The following is a 26,740-nucleotide window of genomic DNA, read 5'->3' as shown; positions in this document are numbered from 1 at the left end:
CATCACTCCTGGTTCCGGAGCGCTCGGTCCCGGGCGCTCCGGTCTGTGAAAAAGAACTCGTGTGCGTTGTTGTAGAGGTAGTTCTCCAGCACGTCGTGCGGCAGATCCAGCGCGAGCGCCTCCGGCACCACCCGCGACATGCGCAACACCGGCCAGTCCGAGCCGAAAATTATCTTGTTCCGGCCCCGGGTCCGCATGAAGTGAATCAGGCTGTCCGGCAACCGCTTCGGCGACCAGGCCGAGGTCATCAGACGAAGATTCTCGTATTTCATGAGCAGCCGGATCGCGGTGTCCCACCACGGGTCCGCGCCGTGGATCATGCACAGGCGCAGTTCGGGGAACCGATAGCAGACCCGGTCCAGATAGATGGGGTTCTGCACCTCGCCCGGAATCGGCGGGCCGGGCAGGCCGGTGTTCATGCACAGGGGCAGGCCCAATTCGGCGCACTTGTAGTACAGCGGGTAGTACACCGCGTCCGTCGGCGGATACTGCCCATCACCCCAGAAGCTGGGTCCGGCGGTCGTGTACACCACCGGCAGGCTCGCGACCAGAGATTCCAGTTCGCGCAGCGAGGACACCGGATGCAGCAGGTCCACCCCGTTGATCGCCAGCGAGAAGCGGTCCGGACATTTCTCGGCGAATTCGACAGCGGTCTTGGACGGCTTGGCCATCGAGTACATCAGCACGGCTTTCTCGACGCCGTGCTCGTCCATTTCGCCGGTCAGCTCGCCGAGTTCCACCTGCGAGTAGAGCGAGGCCGGACCTTTGAAATAGTCGTCTCGAACCTTCAGCATGTACGTCGGCTGTTCTCGTTCGCCGAAGTGCACGTTGACCAGGCAGTCGATCACCCTACCCACTCGCGCTACCGCGCTGCCGTCGCGACCGGCACGCCGAGGAACTCCAAGGCGTTGTCCCGCATGATCTTTCGGACGTCCGCCGCGTCGAAGCCGGTCAGCTCGCCGGTGAAGTCCAGCGGTTGCTCGAGGCCCTCGCCGTGTGGCCAGTCCGAGCCGAACAGGATGCGCTCGACGCCGATCGTCTCGGCCAGCCGCGGCAGGTCGTCCTCGTAGTAGGGCGCCACCCACACGTGCTCGCGCAGGGTCTGGACCGGATCGTTCGGGAACGATCGCGGAGATTGGTTGGCCAGCTTCTTCATTCGCTTGCACAGCCGGGCCACGAAATCCGAGCCGTTCTCGATGCTGGCTACCCGCAGCGCCGGATGGCGATCGAACACGCCGTGGATGACCAGCGAGGCCATGGTGTCGTGGATGGCGCGATCGTCGACGAGAATCTTGTCCAGGGCGTCGCCGGGGCCGCCGAACGGCTCGAAGGTGTCCTTGCCGCCCCACATCGCGGCGATCTTCAGATATCCGCTGTCTCCCAGGTGGAATGCGACCGGCACGTTCGCCTCGGCCAGGCGCGCCCACACCGGATCGTTCGCCGGGTCACCCAGCGAGCGCGGCTTGCCGATGCCGGGCACCGGCGCGGGACGGATGTGCACCATGCGCGCACCGCGCGCGAGGACGAACTCGACCTCGGCGACGGCGGCGACCGGGTCGGCGAGCGAGATCATCGGCGCGGCAACGACTCTGCGGTCCGGCCGGTCGAAACCCCAGTCCTCGTCGAGCCACAGGTTGAACGCGTGCAGCGAGGCCATCGTGGCCTCGATATCACCCTTGAGGGCCTCCTCGACGCCGCATCCGAACGTGGGGAACATGAAGATCGTCTCGATGCCCTGCTGGTCGACCACGGCCGCGCGTGCGTCCCGGTCGCGGTATTCGGGCCGCAGTTCCAGGCTCTCGACCTTCATCAGTGTGGCCGGGTCCACTCCCTCGGGGACCTGGCCGCGGAAGATCAGGTCCAGGCAGCCGGGCACGATGATCGGGTCGAAGGTCGGGTTCGGGATGAAGCGATTGACCCGGTCGCCGATGACCGCGGTGTGGTACTTGCCGTCCTGGACGATCTGCACACCGCGGCGGCGGAACTTGCGGTCCAGGTGCCGGGTGAACGCGTCCAGCGGCTCGTAGTAGTGATTGTCGACGTCGATCGCCTTGTAGTCGAGCGCGGTCATCGCAGTCCTTTCATCTCACCGGATGGTCGTAGCGGCCCTTTCGACGGCAGGCCTCCGTGCGAGCGCGCGAGTCCCGCCCGCGCGGGCGCCGAACTCCGCCGCTGCACACCGGGGCACCCTTCGCCGCAAGTCGAATAGATATCACTACTGTATACCTATCAGTATCGTGTTGTACACGGGTTCCGCGGGGGTTCACGGCATGATGGCCGCGCGCACCACCGGCTCCGCGGCGGCCTGTCGCGCGTACAAACCCCGCTGCAGCGACGCCAGCAGGGCGTTGCGGGTCTCCGCGGGATTGATGAGTTCGTCGAATCCCATGTGCTGTGCCGAGTGGTAGGAAGCCTGCAACTCCATCTCGCGCAGTGACGCGGCGAGATCCTGTTCGGCGTTGGAGGCGTTGCTCAGCGCCGCGGCGCTCATCGCGCCCATCGTCGCGCCCGGATAGGCGAAGGTGCCGACCTGGTTGTCGAAGCTGATCAGCGACATCACCATCGAGCCGAATCCGTATGCCTTGCGCAGGGTTACGTGCAACTTCATCGTGGTCGCGGTGGTCTGCGCGACGAACATCCTTGCCCCGCTGCGCAATACGCCCGCCTGCTCGGATTCGCTGCCCGGCAGCATGCCCGGATTGTCGGCCAGGAACACGATCGGCAGATGGAACGAGTCGGCGACGGTGATGAAATGCGCGGCCTTGTCCGCGGCGTCCGCGTCGATCGATCCGGCCAGCACCTGCGGCTGATTGGCCACCACCGCGACCGGATGACCACCCAGATGCGCGAGCGCGCAGATGATCGCCTCGCCGAAATCGGGCTGCACCTCGAACCAGTCGGTGTCGTCGAAGACCACGTCCAGCACGGTGCGCATATCGTAGGTGCGCCGATTGTCGCGGGAGATGAGTCCGAGCAGTTCCGGGGTGGCCCGGGGCCCGGTCGCGGTGGACGGCGGGGACGAGGGCGGATAGGACCACGCACTCGGCGGGAAGTAGGCCAGATAGCGGCGGATCTCGTCGAGCACCGCCTCGTCGGTCTCACCGAGATTGTGGATCAGCCCGCTGGGCACCGCGACGTCCGGACCGCCGAGATCCTCCTTCGAAACCTCTTCTCCCGTCGAGACTTTCACCACCGGCGGCCCGGCGGTGAAGATCGCGCCCTGACGGCTCATGATGGCGAAATCCGCCACCGGGGCGACCAGCGCGCCGTGTCCGGCCGAGGCCCCCAGCACCCCGGTCACCATCGGCACGCGCCCCGAGCACCGCGCCTGGGCCAGCAGATCGGTCGGGGTGCGCCCGTAATGGTCGCCGGTGGGCCGGAATCCCGCGCCCTCCAGCAACATCACCAGCGGCACCCGGTTGCGCACCGCGAGCTCGGCGAGGCGGTAGCGCTTGGAATTGCTGCCCGGCGCGATACTTCCGGCCAGCGTGGTGAAATCCTCCGCGCCCACCATCACCGGCGCGCCGTGGATCAATCCGGAACCGGCCACGATCGCATCGGCGGCGACCTCGCCGCCGACCAGGGTGCCGAACTCCTGGAACGTTCCCGGATCCACGAGGTGCTCGATCCGGGACCGGGCATCCAGTTTGCCCTTGCCGCGATGTTTGGCGACCCGTTCGGGACCTCCCATCGCCTGCACCCGCACTCGGCGCCGATCGAGGTCGGCGAGCGTCTCGTCCCAGGTCTGGGCATTGGTCATGGTGTCGTCCTTCTGCAGTTCGGCTCGCCGGCAACAGGTTTCGCCCGCGCTCAGGCCAGCGTGTAGCGGATCGGCAGATGTTTGAGTCCGCCCACGAAGGTGGTGGCGCTGAGTGCGGGCACACCGTTGAGTTCGATGGAGGTCAGCCGCGGCAGCAGTTCGGCGAGGAACTTGCCGATCTCCATCCGGGCCAGGCCCGCCCCGAGACAGAAATGCACGCCGAAGCCGAACGCCACGTGTTTGTTGGGTTCGCGCTCGATGTCGAAGCGGAACGGATCGGTGAACGCGTCCTCGTCGCGATTGCCCGACACGTAGGACAGCAGCAGCGAGTCCCCTGCCGCGATCGGCACGCCGTTGAGCGTGGTGTCCTGCGCGGCGGTGCGCATGAACGCCTTGACCGGGGTGACCCACCGGATGATCTCCTCGGTCGCCAGCGGCATCAGATCCAGGTTCGCGCGCAGGTTTTCGCGTTGCTCGGGATGTTCGACGAGCGCGCGCAGCCCACCGGCGATACTGCTGCTGGTGGTGTCGTGCCCGGCGGTGGCGATGATCGCGTAGTACGACATGGTGTCCACATCGCTCAGCGGCTCGCCGTCGATGCGGGCGTTGGCGATGGTCGAGCCCAGGTCGCCGGTGGGGTGCTCCCGCCACGAGGCGGTCAGGTGCTGGAAGTACTGGAACATCTCCAGCAGCGCGTTCATCGTCTCGTCCGACGGCGCACTGCGTTTGAGTTCGTCGTCGTCACTGCCGACCAGCTCCTGCGTGAGTTTCAACATGCGCGGAAAGTCCGACTCGGGCACGCCCAGCAGCGACATGATCACGTACAGCGGGAAGTTGACCGCGACCTCCTGCACGAAATCGCATTCCCCGCCCGCCTCGCGCATCCGATCGACGTACTGCTCGGCGAGCTGCTCGATCCGCTCGCCCATGGCTTTCATGGCCTTCGGGCTGAACCAGTCCGCGGCGATCGAGCGCACCACCCGGTGCTGCGGATCGTCCATGTGGATCAGCGTGCGAATCCCCGCAGCGGACTGCATCTCATCGGAGGCGGCGCTCATCAGGACCGGCCGGGGCCAGTTGGTGAACAGCCGGTTCGCCCGCTCGACCGCCAGGATGTCCGCATGCTTGGTGATGGCCCAGAACGGCCGGTAGCCCGGCGCGTCCACCAGCGAAACAGGTTCGCTCGCACGCACTTTCGCCAGCGTGGCATGCAATCGGGCCTCATCGGTGTAGGAGTGCGGATCGGCCAGGATCTTCGCGGTGTCATCGACGATCGGCATGCTCATGAGCTGACTCTTTCGTTGCGTACGTCTCGGTGCTCACCGGGTGCGAAACGCATGCGCACCGGTCCGTTGTGACGGCCACTAGAGTGATTTATAGTGACCCTTACTGTCAAGCATTCTATAACCCTTCGCGCACGGGATTGGTGATATCCATGGACTCTGAGCAACGCAAGGTCGTCGTCGTGGGCGCCGGCTCGGGGATCGGCGCCGCGACCGCCGCGCACTTCCACCGCAACGGCGATCACGTCCTGGCAGTGGACCTGCGCCCCAACCAGACTCCGGCCGCGCGGCACGAGCGGTGCGATCTGCGCGACGCCTCGGCGATCGCGGCCCTGCTGGAGCGGATCGGGTCCGGCTGGGATCTGCTGGCCTATGTCGCGGGCGTGCCGGGCACCGCACCGGCCACGGACGTGCTGAGGGTGAACTACCTGGGCATGCGGCTGATGACCGAGGGCATGCTGCCGCGCCTGCGCGAGGGCGGCGCGATCGTGACCGTCGCGTCGGTGGCCGCACTCGGCTGGCAGGAACGCATTCCGGCATTGACGGGACTGCTGGCAGCGACCGACGCCGAGGCCGTGGAACGCTGGCAGCAGGACCAGGATCCCGCCTACCCGGTGTACAGCACCTCCAAGCAGGCCGCGATCATCTTCGCCAAGCGACTGGCCCCCACCGCGTGGCAGAAGTACGGCGTCCGGGTGAACACCGTGAGCCCCGGGCCCACCGAGACCCCGATCCTCGCCGATTTCGAGGCATCCATGGGCAAGGAGGTCCTCGACACGGTGAAGGCCACCATCGGCAGGCACGCGCGGGTGGACGACATCGTCCCGGTCATCGCGTTCCTGGGCTCCTCGCAGGCTCGGTGGATCAACGGTCAGGACATCCACGTGGACGGCGGATTCGTCGCACCGCTGGTCGCCGGAACACCGATTCGGTTGTGACACAGCGCTCCCGGAGCGCCGGGCATTCGGCGAAATATCCGCGCCCACCCCGTCGCGACTATACTGTATGGATTACAGTAGACAAGGCCGCCGTATTCCGCGATGAGCCACGAACCCCGAGGTGAGCTGTGACCAGCCCTGCACGAGACGAATCCGCGATCGCCGCGGACGTTCTCGATCTACGTGACCCCTATCCCTACTTCGCCGCCAGACGCGGCGAGGCGGGGGTGTTCCACGGCACGGTGATGGACTACTCCAAGACACCGGAATCGTTGCGGCCCAAGGACACCTACGCCGCGGTCTCCTACGCCGCGGTGAGCGCGGCGCTGCGGAACAACCGCGTATTCACCTCGAAGCTCTACGATTCCACCATCGGCGTGTTCATGGGCCCGACGATCCTGGCGATGTCGGGATCCGCGCACAAGGCGCACCGGGCCCTGGTGACCACCGCCTTCCGGCCGCAGTCGCTGCTGCGGTGGGAGCCGCAGATCGTGCGGCCGATCTGCGAGGCGCTGATCGACGAATTCGCCGAACGTGGCCGGGCGGATCTGATCAAGGAGTTCACCTTCGAGTTCCCGACGCGGGTCATCGCACGTCTGTTGGGGCTGCCCGAAGAGGATCTGCCGTTCTTCCGCAAGGCCGCCGTGGCGATCATCAGCTACGCCGACAAGGTTCCGCGGGCGCTGCAGGCCTCGAACGATCTGAAGGATTATTTCCTCGAGCGCATCGAAGAACGCCGCAGCACACCGACCGAGGACATCATCGGCGATCTGGTCGCCGCGCAGATCGATGGCGAGAAGCTGAGCGACGAGGCGATCTACTCGTTCCTGCGATTGTTGCTGCCCGCCGGGCTGGAAACCACCTATCGCTCCGCGGGAAATCTGCTCTATCTGCTGTTGCGTCACCCCGAGCAGTTCGCCGCCGTGCAACAGAATCGGGACCTCGTTCCGCAGGCCATCGAGGAGGGGTTGCGCTACGAGACTCCGCTGACGCTGGTGCAGCGGTACGTCACCGAAGACGCCGAGCTCGAGGGCGCCACGATTCCCCGGGGCGCGGTGCTGGATCTGTGCCTGGGATCGGCCAACCGCGACGAAACCCGCTGGGACCGGCCCGAGGAGTTCGACATCTTCCGCTCGCACACCCCGCACATCAGCTTCACCGCCGGCGCGCACACCTGCCTGGGCCTGCATCTGGCGCGCATGGAAACGCGGGTCGCGGTGGAATGCCTGCTCGACCGGCTGAGGAACTTCACCCTGCTGCCCGAGGGCGACCCGCACATTTTCGGACAGCCGTTCCGTTCCCCCAACACGCTGCCCGTCACCTTCGACATCGCCGCCCCGCACCGGTGATGCGATGCCGAAAGTACTTCGTCGGCAGCGGGATTCGACACCGGAACCGTTGCGGCTCGGCGTAATCGGCCCGAAGCGGCAGACCAGCCCGCACATCGGTTCGGAAAGGACGACCTCATGAGTGAGGACCCTGCACTTCTGCGTGACGAGGCCGCGGGCGTGCTGACGTTGACCCTGAACCGGCCACGCCGCAAGAACGCGATCAACCGCGAACTGTGGCGGGCGCTGGCGGATGCGTTCGCGCAGATCGCGCAGAGCGGGACGATCCGCGCGGTCGTCCTGACCGGCGCGGACGGTAATTTCTGTTCCGGCGCAGACATTTCCGACGCCGAGGGCATGGACGAGTTTCCCGATCCCGGCGAGGAGATGCGCGCGATCAACGCTGTGGTGCGGGAACTGCACGAACTGCCGGTTCCGACGATCGCGAAGGTGCGCGGCGTCGCGGCCGGTGCGGGATGGAATATCGCCCTGGGCTGCGATCTGGTGGTGGCCGCCGAGGATGCGCGGTTCTGCCAGATCTTCATTCGCCGCGCGCTGTCGCCGGATTGCGGCGGTTCCTGGCTGCTGCCCCGCTTGGTCGGCCTGCAACAGGCCAAACGCCTGACGCTGCTGGCGGACACGATCGGCGCCGCGGAGGCGCACTCGCTGGGCCTGGTCACCTGGGTCCGGCCGCAGGAGTCGGTCGACGCCTTCGTCGCGCAGGTGGCCGCCCGGCTCGCGGCCGGACCGCCACGAGCGTTGGCGCTGACCAAGGAGCTGATGAACGAGGGCGCCGACCGCACCCTGCCCGAGGCGCTCGAGGGCGAGGTGCGCGCACAGACCGCCAATCTGTCCGGCTCGGATGTGCTCGAGGCGTTCGCCGCGTTCGCCCAGAAGCGAGACCCGGTCTTCACCGGCGGGTCCTGGGGCACAGGAGGATAACGTGGCCAAACGCGCAACCACGGAGAACCGGCGTCGCCGCGAGCGGGGCTCGCTGAACCCCGAGGACATCATCGACGGCGCCTTCGAACTCGCCCAGCGAGTCTCCATCGACGGCCTGAGCATGCCGCTGCTGGGACGTCATCTTAACGTGGGGGTGACCAGTATCTACTGGTACTTCCGCAAGAAGGACGACCTGCTCAACGCGATGACCGACCGCGCGCTGCGGCTGTACGTCTACACCGCGCCCTACCCGTCGGTGGAGGCGTCGAAGTGGCGCGAGAGCCTGGTCAACCACGCCAGGATCCTGCGGCGCACGTTCCTGGACAACCCCATTCTGTGCGACCTGATCCTGATCAGATCCGCGTTGAGTCAGCACGCCGGGCGAGTCGGAGCCGAGCAGCTCGAACGCACGGTGGCCACGCTCGTGGACGCGGGCCTGTCGATCGAGCAGGCATTGGACACCTACTCGGCGATCAACCTGCATATTCGCGGATCGGTTGTGCTGCAACGGCTCTACGACAAGAACCAGGACGGCGAAGGATCCTCGCGTGCCTACTACGACAGCATCGTGGTCGATCCGCAGACCACACCGCTGCTGGCCGCGGCCGCTGCCAGGGGCCTGCGCTCGGGCGCGCCCGACGAACGGAACTTCGAATACGGGCTGGGCTGCATCCTGGACCACATCGGGCGGCTGATCGAGCGCAATGCCGAGGCCCGCGCGAATTCCGTTGCGCCGCACCGGCCAGGCGACCCTGCGGGCCGCTAGGCCGGGGCTGCTGCGCACGCCGGCTCCGGTCGGGCGCGGACCAGGACGATCAAGCTCGACGTACCCGGCCACCGGGCCGCGCGATCCCGCGCACCGACAGACCGCTGTCCGCGGTGACGAGCGATCCGGTCATCGCAGCCGCATCGGAGCGAGAGGCGAGCAGAGTGAAGATCCCGTTGTAGGCGTCCGCGGACGGAACCTCTTGCAGTGGAAGCTTTTCCCGAGTTCCGTCCAGGACCGAATCGGCGGCCGTCTGGCCGAGCGCGGTGGTGCCGCGCAGCCGGGTCGGCGCCACACCCGGTGCCACCCCGTTCACGCGGATATCGGGCGCCAGCTCGTAGGCGAGTTGCCGCACCACACCGTGAACGGCGTGCTTGGACGCGGTGTACAGGACGCCGCCACCCGCGGCATTCGTACTGGCATACGAACCAGTGATGATGACACTGCCACGAGACGCCACCAGCGCGTCCAGAGCGGCCCGCACACCGAGCAGCGGCGCCAGGACGTTCACACCGAACAATTCGGTGAACGCTCCGGCCAGTTGGTCGCCCGGGATCTCCTCGATCGGCCGCGCCCCATCGGTGATGCCCGCGTTGCCGACGAAGACGTCGAGCCGACCCCATTCACTCACGGCGGCATCCACGGCCGCGACATTGCCCTCCCAGGTGGCGACGTCGGCCACCATCGGCCGGACCGAATCCCCCAGTCCGCCACGCAATTCGAGTACCCGGTCGGAGATGTCGACCGCGACGACGCGCGCACCCTCCGCAACATATCGTTCGACCACCGCCCGGCCGATTCCCGCCCCCGCGCCGGTGAAGACGACGACCTGACCATCCAATGCGCCCATCGGGGCTCCTTTCCGGGCTCGGTGCGGCACCACCTCGCCTATTTGTACACATAATTGGATACACTTCTACAGCGGCGACGGAATGCGCCGTTCGCCGATGACCTTAGGATGATGCCGATGACTACCCCTGCTCGACGGATCCGCGCCGGTACCACCGTCGATGCGCTGTACCGGACTCTGCGGGAGCGCATCATCACAGGTGTCTACGCACCCGGGTGGCGCATGTCCCAGGAGCAGCTTGCCAACGAGCTCGAGGTGAGCCGCACTCCCCTGCGCGAGGCGTTGCAGCGACTGGAAGCGGACGGCCTGGTGGTGGCGCACGCCAACCGCGGCATGCATGTGGCTCCGCTGGTGAATTCCGAAACCGAGCAGAGTTATGCGCTGCGCCTGCTGCTGGAGCCGCCGACCGTGGCGGCGATCGTCGAATTGCTCGGCGACGACGATATCGAGCAGATGCGAAATCATCTCGAGCAGATGCGTACTCATCGTTCGCACAGTCGCCGTTTCCAGGAAGCGCACCAACTGTTCCACGACGTGGCGCTGACACGGTACCCGTCGAATTTCGCCGAACTCACCAGTTCCCTGCACACCATGATCTACCGGCATCAGAGCGTCTATCTCTCGCATGCCCGCACCCCGGACGATTTCATCGACAGTGATCAATTCTTTCTGGACGCGATCGGTAATCGCAATGCGGCTTCGGCACGCCGGATCATGGAGTTCCATTTGATCGATGCCGCCGTGGGCCTGGTACTCGATGCCGATCCCGATCATTGTTTCGACTCCTTGCTGCTGGCGATACGCGGCCGCGACATCGTGATCGAGCACGACGAACAGGGACGGATCCAACGTCCCGCGCCGATCTACTGGATCGATTCCGATCCGGTACTGCCGGATTTCGCCACCTCCAACCTGACTCTGATGGCGCCGCCCGAGCCGCCGGCCTGAGAACCGGCCGGCCCGGGCGGCATTCGCTCAGATGATCCGTGCGGCGAAGAACGCGGTGTGGATCGCGTCGTACACCCGTCCCGGTCGCAGCGCCGAGCCGATCACGTGCACATCGATTCCGGCGCTGCGCAATTCGTCGGCGAGTTCGTTCGACGCGGGAATACGGCCCAGCGCTGGTACCACCGTGTCGGCGGGTAGCACCTCGACCCCGTCCGCGGTACGGAGTGAGACGCCGTCGGCGGTAACCTCGGTCACTTGCGCGCCGGTGCGAATACGCACCCCGGCCTGCCGCATGAACTGTGGCAGCTTCATGACGTCGTAGACCACCTCGTCTCCGGTGAGCAGCGAATCCTGTTGCTCCACAACCGTTACCTCGACATCACCCATCTCGGCGATCCGCAACGAGGTCTCGCACCCCTGCATCCCGCCGCCGATCACCACGATCCGCCCACGCAGCGGAGCATCGGCGCGCACTCGCGCCGCGGGTATCACGGGCACATCCGTGGCGATCGGGAAGTCCGGTTCCCGCAGGGGCGCGCCGGTGGCGAGCACCACCGAATCCACGCCGCTGGCAAGCAGTTCCGTCGCCGTGGCCCGGGCCGGCACCACCGCGATATCGCGGCGCCGGACCTCGTGCACGAGATGCTGCACCAATGCCGCGATATCCTGTTTGACCGTGGATCCCAGCGCGTGGGTGAGCAGGCCCCCGAGTTCGCCGGGTTCGAACAGCCGCACCTCGTGCCCGCGGTCGCTCAGTACGGCGGCACTGCGCAGGCCGGCGGGTCCGGCGCCCACGACCGCAACCGACCTCACGGCGCCGGCCACGGTGATCGGGAACCGGCCCTCCTCGGTCACGGACGGATTCACCGTGCACCCGACCGAGCGGCCTTTGTCCACGCCGCGATGCAGACAACCGTCGTTGCATCGGATGCACGGCACGATCTCGAGTGCCCGCCCCGCCTGCGCCTTGCGCGCCCAATCGGGATCAGCGAGCATGGCACGGCCCAGCGAGACGAAATCGGCCGAGCCGGAGGCGATGACATCGTTGGCAACCTCCGGGGAGACCAGCGAACCCGAGCCGATCACCGGAATCGACAGCTCGGGACGGAACTTCTCCCAGCCCCAGCGGTGCGGTGCGCGAGTGTTGAACCAGGGGCTGACCTCCCATTCCATGGTGGCGTGGTGGCCGCCGGAGGCATGGATGACATCGACCCCGTGCGCTTCGAGCATCCGGCACAGCTCGACGGTCTCCTCGATGGGAATGCCGTCGGGCTCGTAGTCGGTGACCGAAACCCGCACGCTCAGCGGAAAATCGCGTGGCACCGTGGCGCGGATGGCGTCGACGATCCGGATGAGGATGCGGGAGCGGTTCCCGAAGCTGCCGCCGTAGTCGTCGGTGCGCGTATTCGTGTGCGGGGAAAGGAAATTGGTGATCAGATATCCGTGTCCCGCATGCACCTCGACCAGGTCGAAGCGGGCCTTCCACGCGCGCAGCGCGGCCTGGGCGAAGGCGGTGACGATGTCATCGATCTCGGCGACGGTCACCGGCTGCGGGACCACCCCGGCCACCGCCTCGACGTAGTCCCAGGAACTGTCGCTGGCCGATTTGATCGGCGCGGTGCCGAGGAATTTCTGGCGGCCGCCGTGGGCGAGCTGCAGGCCGATCTTGGCGCCGGTGGCATGTACCTCGTCGACGAGCCATCCCCATCCGGCGATGTGCTCGTGGCGGCTCATCCCGGGCTGGTTGTGGATCGCTTTGCTGGCGTCGTCGTCGATGTAGGTGTACTCGGTCATGATCAGGCCGACGCCACCCTCGCCGAGGCGGCGATAGTGGTCGACGGTTCGCCGGCTGATCGTGCCGTCCATATTGGCCGTCGCGCTGCTGTTCGGTGATTTCACCACGCGATTGCGGACTTCGACCGGACCGATGCGGCCGGGCTGAAAAAGAGCATCGAAGCTCATGGGATCTCGATTCGTGATGTGGGCTGTGGGAATTCGAGAGATTCGGGAGCTGCGGGGGTATGGCGATTACGGGGCGAGCAGTGCCCCGGCGCGCGGAACGACCGGATCGAGGTCGAGACTGCGCAGCACCCGCCACGTGGTCGCCGCGGCGGCCGACAGCACCGGAATATCGAACTGCTGCTGCAGCTCGTCGAGGATCGGCAGCGACGGCATCTGCACACACGCGCTGATGACCAGGGCCTGGGCGCCGGAGGTGTCGACCGTGCGAGCGTGTTCGAGCAGATTGCGCGGATCCAGGCGCCCGACAGCCAGGTTGTCGGCCACCTCGAGACTCAGCGAATCCACCACCTCGAAGCCCTCGTGCTCGATGTAGTCACACACCGTCGCGGTCAGCGGCTTCATATACGGGGTGACGACGGCGATCTTGCGCACATCCAGGTGGGCCAGCGCCTCGGTCAGCGCGCCCGCCGAGGAGAGCACCGGAATGGCTTCGCCGCTCTCCTCTTTCGCGACCTGCGCCAGTTTGGATTCCGAGACGGCGTGATAGCCGCGGCTCTGCGCCATGATCGCCACCAGACAGGCGTAGGCCATCGCGTCGACGCGGGCGTCGGCGAGTTCGGCCGCACAGCGCAGCGAATCGGCATCCATCTGCGTCAGCTGCTCCGGCGTCACATGCTGCATCCGCATGCGGGAGGAGTGGAAAGTGAACTGCTCGTCGGGCCGTACCTCGGCGCGGGCCCGCAACATGGCCGGAATTTCCGTTTCCATGGTGGTGTTGGAGCTGGGCACGATCATGCCCACTCGTTTCGTCGTCATCGACTGGCTACCTTCGTATCGAGTGGTGAAAGGGTCATCTGTCGGCCGAGCCCAGCCCCTCGGCGATCAGCCGGGTGAAGAACTCGGGCGCCTGCCCGGCGATGACCTCGAGGGCCATCGCATCGAGCAGGATGTGCGCTCCGGTGCGCGGGACGTGGATCTCCAGGCGTTCCCCGTTGCGGGTCCACACCTTGCGGAATCGGGCGCCGGTGAATTCGTTGCCGACTCCGGACCATTCGTCGGCCCGGACCACCCCGGCAGGCAGATCGGCGGCGTTCGGCGCGCTCATCGCGCCACCTCCGCCCTGCGCCCCGGGAGGTCCAGTACGCGCGGGTCGGCGTTGTACTCCTCGGCCCCGCGCCGGCCGGCCAGCACAGGAAGGGCGGACCGGGCCCGGGTGACGCCCCCGAGATCGAGTTCGACCACCCGTACGGCCTCGGGATCCTCACCCAGATCGGCGAGCACTTCACCCCACGGCGACACCACGAGCGCATGCCCGTACGTGGCGAACGCGTCGACGAGCTCCGGGTCCGGCGAATGCACGGTCGCCGGTGCGACCACGTAGGCCAGATTCTCGATGGCCCGCGCGCGCAGCAACGTATGCCAGTGCGCGGCGCCGGTCGACTGCACGAACGCCGCTGGAACCAGCAGCACCTCGGCGCCGGCAGCGGCCAGTGCCCGCGAGAGTTCGGGGAAGCGTACGTCGTAGCAGATGGTCAGGCCGATGCGGATGCCGTGCAGGTCCAGCAGTACCGGTCCGGCACCGGGTCGCTCCACCGTCGATGCCTCGAAGGACCGGCCGCCGATGGTGGCGTCGAACAGGTGCATCTTGTCGTAGCGTCCGACGAGCTCGCCGTCCGCGTCGATCACCAGCGCCGAGTTGTAGGTCGCCTCGGGGGTGCGGTTCTTCATCCCGCCCAGCACCACCGCGACACCGTGGGTGGCCACGGCCCGACGCAACTGCCGCACCTCGTCGGAGTCCTCGTGCAGGGCCGCCGCGCGCATCTGCGCGTTGGTGCCCAGCATCAGCCCGTTCTCCGGCAGCGTCACCAGCTGTGCGCCGGCGGCCGCCGCCCGGTCGATCAGCCGCAGGGCAATAGCCAGATTGGCGGCGATATCGGTGGTCGCGTGCCACTGGGTCAGGCCCACTTTCAGGGTCCGCGAGGTCATGACGCCAGCCCCGCCGCCATCGCCGCACCCTCACTCCGAGCACGAGCGAGATCCATGTTCACCACGGTCCAGCCCCCACCGGAGGCTTCCATCGGCTCGTAGGTGTACACGGTGCCGTGCACGCCGGGACCGATCAGACCGAGCATGATCATCCAGTTCTGGATCTCGTACTGACCGTGCTCGAGCAGCGGATACGGCTCGAGCGAACATAGATCCAGACCGCGTCCGGTCTCCAGCAGCTTCAGGATGTAGGTGTCGAATTCGACGTCCACGCCACCGAAATGCCCGGGATCCAGCCAGTGCGACAGGCCGCCGGTGGCCAGGAACGCCACCTTCAGCCCCGACCGCGTCACCACCCCGCGCAGCGCCTCGCCGAAGCGGCGTGCGTTGAACGGGGAGAAGCTGCGGTGCGGCTGGGTGATGATCGGGATCACCGGCAGATCCGGGCGCGGCAGCACCAGGCGCAGTGGCACGATCAGCCCGTGGTCGAGGTCGACGCGCTCGGCCCGTTCCACCTCCAACCCCGCCGCGCGCACCGCGTCAGCCAATTCGCCCGCGAGAGAGGGCATTCCGGTGAGGTTCAGATCCAGGTCGCCGCGCTTGAAGAATTCCATCGAGCCGGCGTGGCCCGCGCCGGTGCCGATCACGGTGTGACCGGTCTCGAAGCTCTGGAAGTGGCAATCGGCGGTCACCAGAACGACATCCGGGTCGGCGGCGAGGAGATCGCGCCGCAGGCGTTCGTACCCGTCGAGCAGCCGGGACACCGCGTCGGCCGGATCGATCTCGGGCCGGGCCAGCAGATCCGGCACGTGCGAGCAGCCTCCCGCGAAGACCACGCCGGCGGGCACGTCGGGGTCGGCCAGCGGCAGGCTGTCGTCGACGATGAATCCGCCCTGGCTGGCCGCGTCGCCCAGATCGTCGTTGAACCAGCGGCTCACCAGAATGGTCAGGCCGTCGTTGAGTCCGATGGCGCGCAACCGATCTCGGTTGCCGGACAGGATGGTCTCGGCCCATTCCCGGTCGATGCCCAGCAGCTCCGGCGCGCGCGAAGGCTGTGCCTTCACCTGCTCGAGCAGTTCGGTGTCTCTGGCCATCGCCAGGACGGCTTGTTCGATCGCGTTCTTGTCCACGGTGCTCACTCCTGTTCGACGAGGGCGCCATCGCGGACCACGGCCACCCCGTCGATCCGCACGGTGCAGCCGCGCATCGGCACGTCCAGGTGCGCGGGTGTCTCCCGGTCGGCGAACCGGTTGGATCCGGTCGACCACATGAAATTGCCTGCGGTCGAACGCAGTTCCTGGCCGTAGAGCGAGCGCGGGTCGTAGACGTCGAACGCCGACCAGCGCGCGTGCGGCAGCACGCCCCAGCCCATGTGGCTGGTGGCCCACACCTCCTCGTCGCCCCAGGCTTCGAAGTAGTCGTTGAGCACGTGCGCGTCGGTACCGGCGCCGGAGATCTTCCTGATGTAGCCCTTCTCCACCTCGATCGTCACCGTGTCCCGCACATAGCGCTGCCAAGGAATCAGCGCGTCGCCGGGCTGCAGCACGATGCGGCCCTCGGCGGTGCGGTCGTTCGGGAAGCACGCGACGAAACCCGAGGGCCAGTGGTCCCAGCGGCCCGGCTCGTCGACGTAACCCCATTGGTGGGTGATCGGCAGGTCCGCGCCGGAGATGTCGGCGGTCAGATCGGTACCGGCGGCGCTGGTCACGTGCAGGGTCGATCCGGCGCGCAGTCTGCGGCCGCCGGCCTCCACGGTGGCGCGCAGGTTCGCATCACCCATCAGTCGTTCGAGCACATCGTTCGGTTCGGCGACGAACAGCATCCGCTTGCCGTTCCCGGTGATCCGGGTGCGCACATCGGAATGGATCAGCCCACCGACGGTGACGTCGACGACGAAATCGCACTCCCCCGCCGCGGCCAGCAACGGCGCGACCTCGCGTCCGTCGGCCTCGTATGGGGGCAGCATCGGATTGGACAGGCTCGATGCGTGCAGCACCAGGACACCGGCGCCCAGCTGTCGCGCGGCTGCCACCGCGGATTCGACGTACTCGGTCTTCTGGCCGAGTTCGGCGATCACCGCGACGGTTTCGCCGGGGGTGACCTTGCACAACCGGAACTGTTCGACGAAATTCTCGGTCAGGGTCTTGGGCATGGCTACTTCCTTCTCGATTGCGAAAAATGTTCTCCGGGTGGGTGTTTCACCCCGGATGCGGCAGGTCAGTGTGCGGCGCGCACCGCTCCGCCGTCGACGGACAGCGCGGTGCCGGTGATGAACGACGCCCGCGCGGAGGCGAGGAATGCGACCGCATCGGCGATTTCGCTCGCCTGCGCCCAGCGGCCCGCCGGAATATCGGCGACGACGCGCGCGATCTCCTGCTCGACGGTGGTGCCGTTGCGACCCGACTTCGACTCGACGATCCCTTGCATCCGGTCGGTTCCGGTGGCGCCGGGCATGATCTGGTTCACCCGCACGCCCGACGGCGCCAGTTCGCCGGCGAGGGTTTTGACGAATGCCGAGGCGGCCGAACGGTACGAGGCGGACAGCACGCCACCCGCGGCGGGCTGGCGTACCCAGGTCGAGGACAACAGGATGATCGCGCCCGTACCTTTGTCGCACATCACCCGCGCGGCCGAGGTGGCCAGCTGCACCACCGGACGCAGCAGGGTGTCATGGGCGGCGGACCAGTCGTCCCACTTCGCGTCCAATGCCGGAATGATCTGTGGCCCAGGGGTATTGAGCACCATGACGTCCAGCGCGCCGTAGCCGGCCACCACGGTGTCGACGAGGGCCGCGGTAGCGTCGGCGTCGCTCAGATCATGAGCGAACGGGACGATGGACCCGTTGCCGACGGTCTCGGGCTCCCCGGTGGCGGTCCGGGCGGCCGCGATCACCGTCATTCCTTCGGCGGCGAGCCGTTCGGCCGTCGCCCGGCCGATTCCGCGCGAGGCCGCTGTCACCAGCGCCACACCGTTTTCCAGGCCCAGATACACACTTACTCCTTCAGCTGATCGATCGTCTTACCGCCGGTGCCCACGGTCGGGCCGCCGGCATCGCAGGGTTCAGATCTCGCGGATCGCGTTCTCCGCGCACAGCGAGATCACCCGGCGCACCAGCGTCTGGTCTGGCTCCGGGACGCTGCCGTCGCCGACGACCGCGGCGTAACCCCAGTCATCGGAGCGAAAGACGCTGGGGCACATGTCCAGGCACGTGCCGTACCCGTCGCATTTGGTGTTGTCCACGATCACCCGCATGCTCACTGCTCCTTCGGTACATCACGTCGCGCGAGTTCTTCCGCGCCGCTTCGAGCCAGCGCCGCGGCGCCGTCGATGAGGCCGCACACCCCGCGGCCGGGCAGGTCCGAACCCCATCGGGTCAGATCGGCCAGATGGCGCGCAGCGTCCTCGCCGCGCAGAATCTGCCGGAACGCCCGCGCGATCGCCTTGGTCCCGGTGAAGCACGAACCGCACTGCAACGCGCTCTCGTTCTGGAACCAGACGCTGAGCTCCCCGGCCAGCGCGACCAGGTCGTCCCCGGGCCCCAGGACCGTGATCGCGCCGCAGCCCAGTCCGGTGCCCGCCGCACGCATCGCGTCGTAGCAGCACGACAGCGCGCCGACATCACCGAGTGAGATGCCGTTGAACCAACCGCCGAGCAGCGCGCCGGTCATCGGCGCGTCACCGCCGCCGGCCGCGGTGGCCAACTCGGAAACTGTTGCTCCGAGTGGCATTTCGTACACTCCAGGCTGCGCCACCCGGCCGGTGACGGTGAACAGCGCGGTGCCGCACGAGGCCGCGGTGCCCGCCCGGGCGAACTCGGCGGCGCCGTACCGGCGGATCCACGCCGCGTGGGCGAAGGTCTCCACGTTGCTCACCAGCGTCGGCAGGCCACGCACGCCCACCTCGAACGGGCGGGGCGGCTTGCTGACCGGCTTGGCCGGGCGGCCGTTGATGGCGGCGACGACCGCTGATTCCTCGCCCGCTACGTACCCCGCGGGTGCTTGGTGCACCCGCAGCACCACACCTGGTGGAACCAGTCCGGCCGCAACGACTTCGGCGACGGCGGCACGGACCGATGCCACAACGGCGGGTTCGCAAGCGTAGACGACAGCATCGCTGGAGCCTGTGACGACCGCGGCGGTCAGCAGACCGTCGAGCACCAGATGCGGCCGGCGGGTGAGCAGCCACGCGTCCTTGCCCGATGCGGGTTCGCCCTCGTGACCGTTGGCGACCACCACACTGTCCGAACTCGCCGCCACCGCCGACCATTTGCGGTAGGCGGGGAATCCGGCGCCGCCGCGGCCACGCAGACCCGACCGGGCCAATTCGGCGAGAAACTCCCCGGAATCGGTGGTGGGCTCGAAGAATCCGAGGCCCCGCTCCTGGTTCAGTCCCCAGTCGGGAGATTCGACCCCGGGGACGACCAGCCTGCCGGGCACGTCTCCGGCCACGCGGGCCGGAATCTCGAGGGCGGGAGCCAGGTGGAGCGAGGATCGCAGAGCGGTGGTCATGACAGCCCCTCGAGGATCGTGTGGGCAGTGGCGAGCGGGATCATGTCCCCGTATTTGGCATCGATGTCGAGCAGGGCGGCGCGGTGCGGTCCGTCCTCGCGGTCACCCACGCATTCCCGGACGACGAAGGCGGGCAGATCCGCGGCACAGGCGTCGACGACGGTCGCCCGGACACAGCCGGAGGTCGTCGCTCCGGCGACGAGCACGGTGTCGATCCCGGCGGCGTTCAACTGTTGCGCAAGATCGGTACCGGCGAATGCCGAGGCGGCCTGCTTGATCACCAGCACATCGTCGTCACGCCGGCCGAGCCGCTGATCGATGTCCACGCTGCGGTCACCGGCTCGCAGTTCCCGCATCGCGGGCATCTTGCGCAGCCAGGTACCGGCTGCCCCGTCATCGTCGACGGGGAAGGCGATGGTCGTGAAGTAGACCGGCACGCTGTTGTCGCGCGCCGTATCCACCAATTCCCGGGCCGCGGCGACCACCGCATCCATCTCGAAACCGGGGGCGTACCGCGCGTCGGTGAATCCGTACTGCAGATCGACCACGACGAGCGCGGGACGTGTACCCGGAGTGAGTGTCCCCAGCAGGCCGCCGTCCCGATACCGGGCGCGGACCCGCTCGTCCGCCGTCGCGGCGTCCTCGCGGCTCAAAACTCGTGCTCCGGCCACTGCCCCGGCTCGGCACGCATCAGGTCCGCGTAGTACGCGTACATGTTGCGCTGGACGCCCTCCTCGTAGCGGGTCCAGAAGACCTTGCCGGGACCGGGCCAATCCTGCACGGGATGGGCCATGCCGATGCCGGGCATGCCCATCTCATAGTTGAGTTCGAAGTCCAGCAACTCCGCCGCGACCGAACGGCCCGTGCGTCCCACCGTGATCCACGGTTCGGTGTCGTCCATCTCGAACGCGCCGCCGAGGGAGAAGGTGCCCAGCCCCGCGCGGTAGGCGCGATCCTTCTGTTCGGGCGTCATGTTCTTGTAGCCGAGGAACCAGTTCCACATCTCGACCTGCCCGGGGCCTTTCGGCTGCCAGCACCGGACGGTCAGCACGCCGGTGGGCGGATGGTGCGATCCGTCCTCGGTCATCGGCAGCGCCAGAATGGAGAAGTTGGGGAAGACGTTTCCGACGATCACCCGAGAACGCCGTGCCACTTCGAGCTGCGGTGCGGAGATGTTCGTGGTATCGAAATTCTTCGCGAGGCTTTCCGGAAATCCGAAGAAGTTCGGACCGGGTTCGTCGGCATCCTCGGCCATCGAGAACGACAGCGAATGTCCGGGCGAGGCCTGAATGTGATATCCCATCATGTTCTCACTGAAGGGAACCGGGAACGCGCCGATGGCATAGACCGATTTGTGCAGCGTACCGAGGTGATAGTCGTCGCCGGAGAAATTATCAGCGCCCGATTTCCAGTTCGCGTCGAGAACGAAGCGCTGCGGCTTACCCAGCACCTCCACTCCGCCCTCGTCCAGCCCGAACAGAAGATCCAGGTACCAGGCCATACCCCCGAGGTATTCGCGCAGCGGCGGCGCCGTCGAATCGAGTGTCGCGAATATCAGCCCATGGAAGGATTCGACCTGCGCGGCCCTGGCCAGCCCGTTCTCCTCCTTGCGCATATTTCCGAAGGCGTTCTTCCACAGCGGCGCACCGATCAGACTGCCGTCGGAGGAATAGGTCCAGCCATGGTATGGGCAGCGGAAATGCGAGGTGTTCCCGGAATCAGCCCGGCAGATCTGGACCCCGCGGTGTTTGCAGGCATCGAACAGGACGTGTACGTCGCCTTTCTCGTCCCGGGTGACGACGAAAGAATCCTCCCCGATCCGGCGCACGACGTAGTCGCCGTTCGCCTCGATCTCGGACTCGTGTGCCATGAAAACCCAGGTGCGGCCGAATATCTTGCGTAATTCCGTCTGATGCACCTCGGAATTTCCGAAGATGTTCGCGGGAATCCGCCCGCTGGGCAGTCCTGTCTCGATCCGGTCCATCAAGGTCCGGACGCGCGGCGAAATCGAGGGTTCCCGTATCGCGGTCATAGATGTACTCCTGGGCTGAAATCGAGCGATTGAACGACCTGATGAACCGGGTCGCTCAGAAGAAAAGAGACAGATTGTGGGTGCCGATCACCGTCAAGTCCAGATAGACCACGCGATGCAGCAGTTTGAGGCGGCCGTCTTCGCGGCGCAGCACGTCCCGGCGCTCACCCGAGAGCATCTGGGGAATCGTCTGATCCTGCCGGGTGCGGTAGATGAGGATATTGCTGCGACCGGTGAGCAACTGCGCATCGCCGCTCTCGTGCTCGCGCACCCGGATATTGGCGACGAAGTGACGCACTCGTGAGGGCGGATCCTCGGCCCACGCGTACTTGGTCTCCCCACGCGCGACCCGCGATTCGAGCGAGCCCAGATTCTCGTTCAGGTGAAAGGCGGTCTCGGAGAAGCCGAAGCCACGCGCTCGTTCGACGGTTTCGCGGATCGGCACCTGGTACACGATGTCCGGGCTGACCAGGTCGGTCAGCCACTGCCGCTCGTTCAGGTCGTCGAGCAGTTCCGCCTCGTAGAAGTAGAAGTCCACGACCTGCGCATACCGCGGGTCGTTCGGTGTGAGTCGGCGCTGCGCCACCGTCTGTTGCTGGGTCATTCGATCCCCTCAAAGTGCATACACTTTTGGATGCAGATCAGTGTGGCCCAAGACATGAGGCAGCGCAAGGGGTGAATCGAACTGGTTACACCGGCGCAACGTCAGCGCAGAACGCTGCGATGGGTCGTTCGCGGCATCGACCGGGTCGCCCGCGGAGTCGGGCAGCCCGAGCAGGCGCGGCGGTTCAGCGCCCGTCCGGTTCGGGCACGTGGAAGTGCGCATCGCGCAACCGGAATGCTTCCTTGGTGCCGTGTTCGGCGCGAGTCTTGACGAAGTTGAACTCCCCGGGGGAGAACTGCAGATTCGTGCCGAAGGCGTGGAACAGGTAGCTGGCCACCTCCTCGCCCTGGTATGCCTGGCTCTGCTCGACCAGCCGGAAGGCCTCCTTGGCGATGACGACGCCGTCGGCGGGCATCTTGGCGGCCTTCTCGGCCCAGTAGCGGGCGCGGGCGGTCACCGCGGCGGGATCGCATGTCTCGGTGAAGATTCCGAGATGTTCGACCGTGCTCGCCTCGACGATGTCGCCGGTCAGCAGCAGCCGGCGCGAAAGTACCGGGCCGAGCCGGTGGAAGAACATGTGCAGGCTGCCCAGTGCGGGCCCGAGAAAGCGCGCCGCGGGCATGCCGATCCGGGTGTCGCGGGCGATCACGGAGATATCGGCCATCAGCGCCATCTCGAAGCCACCGCCCAGGGCGTAGCCGCTGATCTCACCCACGACGACCTTCGGGAAGCCCATCAGATTGTGATAGAAGCCGAAGGACTTGCGGTCCACGGTCAGCCGCCTGCGCTGACTGGGCCGCGCCTTGGCCGGGTGGTCATCGTTACCCGCGGACGCCTTGTCGCCGTACCACCCGTAGGCGTTGTTCATGTCCGCGCCGGTGCTGAACACGCCGTCGGCTCCGCGCAGCAGGACCACGGTGACATCGTCGTCCTCGGCCGCCTCGTCGAGGAACCGTGCCAGCCCGTCGCGCATCGTGGCGTCGTAGGAGTTGCGCTGGCCGGGGTTGTTCAGGGTGATGGTGAGGATCCGCCCGTCGGCGTCCACCTCGCGGAGTATGCGGCCGTCTGCGGTGCTGGAGGTGCTCATCGGGGTTCCTCTTCCTTCTCGCCGCTGGGGCGGTGTCGCATCCGCCACGTTACTAAGACCAACGGTACCAACTACTGTATATATATCAGTATCGGTTGTCCGGCGACACCGTCGCGACGAAAGGAACTCCCATGCCGTTCGACACCATCGAATATCGCGTCGACGGGCATACGGCCACGCTCACCCTGAACCGCCCGGACGCCCTGAACGCGCTGAGCCCGCACATGATCACCGAACTGCGGACCGCGTACACCGAGGCCGAGAACGACGACCGGGTCTGGACGCTCGTGGTCACCGGCACCGGACGCGCCTTCTGCACAGGCGCGGACGTCAAGGCGATCCCCGGCGACGGCAAGGTGCTCAACGAGCGGCCGTACCTGTCGACCTACGAGCAGTGGGAGGCTCCGCAGGAGGGCACCCCGCCGTTCCGGACGATGACCAAACCGGTGCTGGCGGCGATCAACGGATTGTGTTGCGGCGCAGGGCTGGACTGGGTGACCACCGGCGATATCGTGATCGCCTCCGAACGCGCGCAGTTCTTCGATCCGCACGTGAGCATCGGGCTGGTCGCCGGTCGCGAGATGGTGCGCCTGGCGCGGGTTCTGCCGCGCACGGTCGCGCTGCGCGTCGCGCTGACCGGCAAGCACGAGCGGATGAGCGCGCAACGCGCGTACGAGCTGGGCATGATCACCGAGATCGTCGAGCACGACCGGCTGCTCGAACGCGCGCACGCGATCGCCGAGATCGTGAATTCCAATGCGCCCCTGGCGGTTCGCGGCACCCGCCTGGCCATCCTCAAGGGTCTGGACGTGCCGCTGCACGAGGCCGAGATGCTCGCCGAATCGTTCCGCGAGCGCGTCACCCGCACCGAGGACGCACTCGAAGGGCCGCGAGCGTTCGTGGAGAAGAGAAAGCCGCAATGGCAATGCCGATGAGCTACTCCGATCATGTCCTGAGCCGGCGGATCGCCGAAACGCTGGCCCTGCCACCGGATTCACCGGCGATCGAATACGACCGGGTGTGGCGCACGTGGGGTGAGCTCGGTGCTGCGGCGTGGCGGATCCGCGGGTTCGTCACCGCACATCCCGTGGGCCGCAGGCAGATCGGCATCCTGTTGCGCAACCGGCCCGAACAGGTCGCGGCCCTGCTCGGGGTGCTGCTGGGCGGCGGCACGGTGGTGGTGATCAACCCCTCGCGCGGCGAGGACCGCACCCGCGCCGATATCGCCGCGTTGCACCTCCCGCTGATCATCGGCGCTCCGGACGACCTCGCCCACTTGGTCACTCCCGCACCGGGATCGGCCACGCTGGCGATCACGGACCTGGGAGCCGACCCGCACCTGTCCACCACCGCCGGGCGGCGCCACCACAGCGGCACCGCGCAATCCGGGGTGGCGGTGCGCATGCTCACCAGCGGCACCACCGGACCGCCCAAGCGCATCGATATCACCTACGACATGCTGGCCCGCAGCGTGATCGGCCGCGATCCCGAGAGCACACCCGCTCCGGCGCAACCGCGTTCGGGAGTCGCCATCGTCAACGCTCCGCTGGTCCACATCGGCGGGGTGTTCCGGATCCTGCAGTGCATCGCCGAGGCACGCCCGTTCGTACTGCTGCCGCGGTTCCAGCTCGAATCCTGGGCTCGCGCGGTGCGCACGCACCGCCCCAAGGCGGTCTCACTGGTCCCGGCGGCGGTGCGCGCGGTACTGCACTCGGATCTGACCAGCGATGACCTGGCAAGCATCCGCGTGGTCACCTCGGGCACGGCGCCGTTGTCGGCCGAGGACGCCGACGCGTTCCACGAGAAGTTCGGCATCCCGATCCTGACCTCCTATGCGGCAACGGAATTCGGTGGCGGAGTCGCGGGCTGGACCCTGGCCGATCACCGGAAGTACTGGGATGCCAAGCGCGGCAGCGTCGGACGCGCCTCCGGCGGGGCGCGGCTGCGGGTCGTCGGCGAGGACGGCACCGTACTCCCGCCCGATCGGCCCGGCCTGCTGGAGGTCGTTCCCGGACAGCTCGGGCCGTCGGCGGGCTGGATGCGGACGACCGATCTGGCGCGCATCGACGACGACGGATTCCTGTGGATCCTGGGTCGCGCGGACCAGGCGATCATCCGGGGCGGGTTCAAGATCATGCCCGACGATGTGCGCAACGCGCTCGAGCGGCACCCGGACGTCGCCGGCGCCGCGGTGGTTTCGCGGCCCGACGCTCGTCTGGGTGAAGTTCCGGTGGCCATGGTCGAGCTGCGGGACCACCGGAACCTCACCGAGGCGGACCTGAGCAGCTACCTGCGAGACCGGCTGGCTCCCTATGAGATTCCGGCGGAAATCGAGATCGTGCCGGACATTCCCAGAACGCCGTCGGGCAAGGCGGACTTGGCCGCGGTTCGACGGCACCTCGACCAGTCCCCGCACGCCCGCAGCAGCGAACGTCGCTGACGCTCAGCACGAACACGTAATCCGCCGAGTCCACGCGCACCACCACCGATCAGCAACACATGTCCGGCGATCGACCGCCGGGAGCAGACAGGACCCGCTCATGACAACTCCGGCCATCGGATCCGACATCGTCAGCGCCGAGGATTTCCGTGAAATCCTGAATCAGACAAGAGATTTCGTGCGTTCGGTGGTGATGAAACAGGAACAGCGGATCGCCGAGGACAACCGCGTCCCGGACCGGATCGCCGAGCAGGCCAAGGCGATGGGCCTGTTCGGCTACGCCATCCCGCAGCAATGGGGCGGGCTGGGCCTGGATCTCACCCAGGATGTCGAACTGGCGATGGAACTGGGCTACACCACTCTCGCGCTGCGATCGATGTTCGGCACCAACAACGGTATCGCCGGGCAGGTCCTGGTCGGATTCGGCACCACCGAGCAGAAGACGCAGTGGCTCGAACGCATCGCGACCGGTGCGGTGGTCGCCTCGTTCGCGCTGACCGAATCCGGCGCCGGATCGAACCCGGCCTCGCTGCGCACGACCGCCCGGGGATCCGGCGCGGACTGGATCATCAACGGCGAGAAGCGATTCATCACCAACGCCCCGGTCGCGGATCTGTTCGTGGTCTTCGCCCGCACCCGCCCCGCCGACGAGGACGGACCGGGAATCTCGGTATTCCTCGTTCCCGCGGGCACTCCCGGCATCGAGGTCGGCCCGAAGGATCGCAAGATGGGTCAGGAGGGCGCCTGGACCGCCGAGGTCCGGTTCCAGGATGTGCGGGTCGGGCCCGAGGCGTTGATCGGCGGCGGCCAGGACATCGGCTACCGCGCGGCGATGACCTCCCTGGCCCGGGGACGGGTACACATCGCGGCGCTGGCGGTCGGAGCCGCGCAGCGCGCGCTGGACGAGTCGGTGACCTACGCCGCCACAGCCACCCAGGGCGGGCAGCCGATCGGCGGATTCCAACTGGTGCAGGCCCTGCTGGCCGATATGCAGACCGGAGTCATGGCCGGGCGGGCACTCGTGCGCGAGGCCGCGCGCGCCTGGGTCGCCGGGGAAGACCGCCGCATCGCTCCATCGGTGGCCAAGCTCTACTGCACCGAAATGGCCGGGCGAGTGGCGGATTCGGCAGTCCAGGTCCACGGCGGCACCGGGTACATGCGCGGCGTCCCGGTCGAGCGCATCTACCGCGACGTGCGCCTGCTGCGCCTCTACGAGGGCACCAGCGAGATCCAGCGCCTGATCATCGGCGGCGGCCTGCTCGGCAAAGCCCGTGCGCGGTAGCGATCCTCAGCGGGCCGCTGATCG

Annotated in this window: 26 protein-coding genes; 8 read left to right on the top strand and 18 right to left on the bottom strand. The window is 67.2% G+C overall.

Annotation, left to right across the window (positions count from 1 at the left end; translation table 11 throughout):
* Nucleotides 1-2 precede the first annotated feature (2 nt).
* The 4 genes from K7711_RS13445 to K7711_RS13430 all read right to left on the bottom strand — a co-directional run bounded on the left by K7711_RS13445 (nucleotide 3) and on the right by K7711_RS13430 (nucleotide 5,046).
* The gene (locus tag K7711_RS13445; RefSeq protein WP_222969392.1) at nucleotides 3-794 is read right to left on the bottom strand and encodes an amidohydrolase family protein; all 792 of its coding nucleotides are present in this window, start codon (nucleotides 792-794) and stop codon (nucleotides 3-5) included.
* A 68-nt stretch (nucleotides 795-862) separates the two neighbouring features.
* Nucleotides 863-2,071, bottom strand: a complete 1,209-nt coding sequence (locus K7711_RS13440; protein ID WP_222969112.1) for an amidohydrolase family protein — start codon at nucleotides 2,069-2,071, stop codon at nucleotides 863-865.
* A 192-nt stretch (nucleotides 2,072-2,263) separates the two neighbouring features.
* A complete protein-coding gene (locus tag K7711_RS13435) occupies nucleotides 2,264-3,760 on the bottom strand; it encodes an acyl-CoA carboxylase subunit beta (RefSeq protein WP_222969110.1) in 1,497 nt (498 codons plus the stop codon).
* A 50-nt stretch (nucleotides 3,761-3,810) separates the two neighbouring features.
* Nucleotides 3,811-5,046 (bottom strand): cytochrome P450, encoded by a 1,236-nt coding sequence (locus K7711_RS13430; protein WP_222969108.1) that lies wholly within the window; start codon nucleotides 5,044-5,046, stop codon nucleotides 3,811-3,813.
* A 149-nt stretch (nucleotides 5,047-5,195) separates the two neighbouring features.
* Between K7711_RS13430 and K7711_RS13425 the strand changes: the two genes are divergently transcribed.
* The 4 genes from K7711_RS13425 (at nucleotide 5,196) to K7711_RS13410 (ending at nucleotide 9,017) form a co-directional block, all read left to right on the top strand.
* Nucleotides 5,196-5,981 carry a coniferyl-alcohol dehydrogenase gene (locus tag K7711_RS13425; protein ID WP_222969106.1) on the top strand — a complete coding sequence of 262 codons (786 nt, stop codon included), beginning with the start codon at nucleotides 5,196-5,198 and terminating at the stop codon, nucleotides 5,979-5,981.
* 128 nt (nucleotides 5,982-6,109) lie between these two features.
* Nucleotides 6,110-7,330: a cytochrome P450 gene (locus K7711_RS13420; protein WP_308014689.1), complete on the top strand. Its 1,221-nt coding sequence runs from the start codon at nucleotides 6,110-6,112 to the stop codon at nucleotides 7,328-7,330.
* A 117-nt stretch (nucleotides 7,331-7,447) separates the two neighbouring features.
* Nucleotides 7,448-8,251, top strand: coding sequence for an enoyl-CoA hydratase/isomerase family protein (locus K7711_RS13415; RefSeq protein WP_222969104.1), 804 nt, complete (start codon nucleotides 7,448-7,450; stop codon nucleotides 8,249-8,251).
* Between the two features lies 1 nt (nucleotide 8,252).
* Nucleotides 8,253-9,017 carry a TetR/AcrR family transcriptional regulator C-terminal domain-containing protein gene (locus tag K7711_RS13410; protein WP_222969101.1) on the top strand — a complete coding sequence of 255 codons (765 nt, stop codon included), beginning with the start codon at nucleotides 8,253-8,255 and terminating at the stop codon, nucleotides 9,015-9,017.
* Nucleotides 9,018-9,066: 49 nt separating this feature from the next.
* Here the strand turns inward: K7711_RS13410 and K7711_RS13405 are convergent, their stop codons facing one another.
* Nucleotides 9,067-9,867, bottom strand: coding sequence for an SDR family NAD(P)-dependent oxidoreductase (locus K7711_RS13405; protein ID WP_222969099.1), 801 nt, complete (start codon nucleotides 9,865-9,867; stop codon nucleotides 9,067-9,069).
* A 117-nt stretch (nucleotides 9,868-9,984) separates the two neighbouring features.
* On the opposite strand from K7711_RS13405, the gene K7711_RS13400 reads away from it, so the two are divergent.
* On the top strand, nucleotides 9,985-10,815 hold the full coding sequence (locus tag K7711_RS13400) for a GntR family transcriptional regulator (protein WP_222969097.1): 831 nt from the start codon (nucleotides 9,985-9,987) through the stop codon (nucleotides 10,813-10,815).
* Nucleotides 10,816-10,842: 27 nt separating this feature from the next.
* Here K7711_RS13400 and K7711_RS13395 read toward each other — a convergent pair whose 3' ends face one another.
* From K7711_RS13395 to K7711_RS13335, 13 genes are all read right to left on the bottom strand, one after another.
* A complete protein-coding gene (locus tag K7711_RS13395) occupies nucleotides 10,843-12,777 on the bottom strand; it encodes an NAD(P)/FAD-dependent oxidoreductase (RefSeq protein WP_222969094.1) in 1,935 nt (644 codons plus the stop codon).
* 66 nt (nucleotides 12,778-12,843) lie between these two features.
* On the bottom strand, nucleotides 12,844-13,593 hold the full coding sequence (locus K7711_RS13390; RefSeq protein ID WP_308014687.1) for a maleate cis-trans isomerase family protein: 750 nt from the start codon (nucleotides 13,591-13,593) through the stop codon (nucleotides 12,844-12,846).
* Nucleotides 13,594-13,627: 34 nt separating this feature from the next.
* Nucleotides 13,628-13,882 (bottom strand): hypothetical protein, encoded by a 255-nt coding sequence (locus tag K7711_RS13385; protein WP_222969092.1) that lies wholly within the window; start codon nucleotides 13,880-13,882, stop codon nucleotides 13,628-13,630.
* Nucleotides 13,879-14,763 carry a nitrilase-related carbon-nitrogen hydrolase gene (locus K7711_RS13380; protein ID WP_222969090.1) on the bottom strand — a complete coding sequence of 295 codons (885 nt, stop codon included), beginning with the start codon at nucleotides 14,761-14,763 and terminating at the stop codon, nucleotides 13,879-13,881. Before K7711_RS13380 ends, K7711_RS13385 begins: the two co-directional genes overlap by 4 nt.
* The gene (locus tag K7711_RS13375; protein ID WP_308014685.1) at nucleotides 14,760-15,893 is read right to left on the bottom strand and encodes a DODA-type extradiol aromatic ring-opening family dioxygenase; all 1,134 of its coding nucleotides are present in this window, start codon (nucleotides 15,891-15,893) and stop codon (nucleotides 14,760-14,762) included. The genes K7711_RS13380 and K7711_RS13375 overlap by 4 nt, the downstream gene beginning before the upstream one ends.
* Nucleotides 15,894-15,898: 5 nt before the next feature.
* Nucleotides 15,899-16,915 (bottom strand): 2,5-dihydroxypyridine 5,6-dioxygenase NicX family protein, encoded by a 1,017-nt coding sequence (locus K7711_RS13370; protein WP_222969088.1) that lies wholly within the window; start codon nucleotides 16,913-16,915, stop codon nucleotides 15,899-15,901.
* Between the two features lie 65 nt (nucleotides 16,916-16,980).
* Nucleotides 16,981-17,754, bottom strand: a complete 774-nt coding sequence (locus tag K7711_RS13365) for an SDR family oxidoreductase (RefSeq protein WP_222969086.1) — start codon at nucleotides 17,752-17,754, stop codon at nucleotides 16,981-16,983.
* A gap of 69 nt (nucleotides 17,755-17,823) precedes the next feature.
* Entirely contained in the window at nucleotides 17,824-18,015 is a 192-nt protein-coding gene (locus K7711_RS13360) for a ferredoxin (RefSeq protein WP_222969084.1), read from the bottom strand.
* Between the two features lie 2 nt (nucleotides 18,016-18,017).
* Nucleotides 18,018-19,271: an NADH-ubiquinone oxidoreductase-F iron-sulfur binding region domain-containing protein gene (locus tag K7711_RS13355; protein ID WP_222969082.1), complete on the bottom strand. Its 1,254-nt coding sequence runs from the start codon at nucleotides 19,269-19,271 to the stop codon at nucleotides 18,018-18,020.
* A complete protein-coding gene (locus tag K7711_RS13350; protein WP_308014684.1) occupies nucleotides 19,268-19,924 on the bottom strand; it encodes an isochorismatase family protein in 657 nt (218 codons plus the stop codon). Before K7711_RS13350 ends, K7711_RS13355 begins: the two co-directional genes overlap by 4 nt.
* Complete coding sequence (locus tag K7711_RS13345; RefSeq protein WP_222969078.1) at nucleotides 19,921-21,303, bottom strand: aromatic ring-hydroxylating oxygenase subunit alpha; 1,383 nt, start codon at nucleotides 21,301-21,303, stop codon at nucleotides 19,921-19,923. The genes K7711_RS13350 and K7711_RS13345 overlap by 4 nt, the downstream gene beginning before the upstream one ends.
* Before the next feature lie 55 nt (nucleotides 21,304-21,358).
* Entirely contained in the window at nucleotides 21,359-21,907 is a 549-nt protein-coding gene (locus K7711_RS13340) for an aromatic-ring-hydroxylating dioxygenase subunit beta (protein WP_222969076.1), read from the bottom strand.
* A gap of 184 nt (nucleotides 21,908-22,091) precedes the next feature.
* A complete protein-coding gene (locus K7711_RS13335; protein WP_222969074.1) occupies nucleotides 22,092-22,994 on the bottom strand; it encodes an enoyl-CoA hydratase/isomerase family protein in 903 nt (300 codons plus the stop codon).
* A gap of 131 nt (nucleotides 22,995-23,125) precedes the next feature.
* Here K7711_RS13335 and K7711_RS13330 point away from each other — a divergent pair, with 131 nt between their 5' ends.
* The 3 genes from K7711_RS13330 (at nucleotide 23,126) to K7711_RS13320 (ending at nucleotide 26,716) form a co-directional block, all read left to right on the top strand.
* Nucleotides 23,126-23,929 (top strand): enoyl-CoA hydratase/isomerase family protein, encoded by an 804-nt coding sequence (locus tag K7711_RS13330; RefSeq protein WP_222969072.1) that lies wholly within the window; start codon nucleotides 23,126-23,128, stop codon nucleotides 23,927-23,929.
* Nucleotides 23,914-25,434, top strand: coding sequence for a class I adenylate-forming enzyme family protein (locus K7711_RS13325; protein WP_235747034.1), 1,521 nt, complete (start codon nucleotides 23,914-23,916; stop codon nucleotides 25,432-25,434). The genes K7711_RS13330 and K7711_RS13325 overlap by 16 nt, the downstream gene beginning before the upstream one ends.
* A gap of 100 nt (nucleotides 25,435-25,534) precedes the next feature.
* Nucleotides 25,535-26,716 carry an acyl-CoA dehydrogenase family protein gene (locus K7711_RS13320; protein WP_222969070.1) on the top strand — a complete coding sequence of 394 codons (1,182 nt, stop codon included), beginning with the start codon at nucleotides 25,535-25,537 and terminating at the stop codon, nucleotides 26,714-26,716.
* Nucleotides 26,717-26,740 lie beyond the last annotated feature (24 nt).

Source organism: Nocardia coffeae, assembly GCF_019890715.1.
GTDB classification, from domain to species: Bacteria; Actinomycetota; Actinomycetes; order Mycobacteriales; family Mycobacteriaceae; genus Nocardia; species Nocardia jiangxiensis.
Note: the sequence above shows the minus strand (reverse complement) of the source record. Positions and strands in the feature narration are given on the sequence as shown.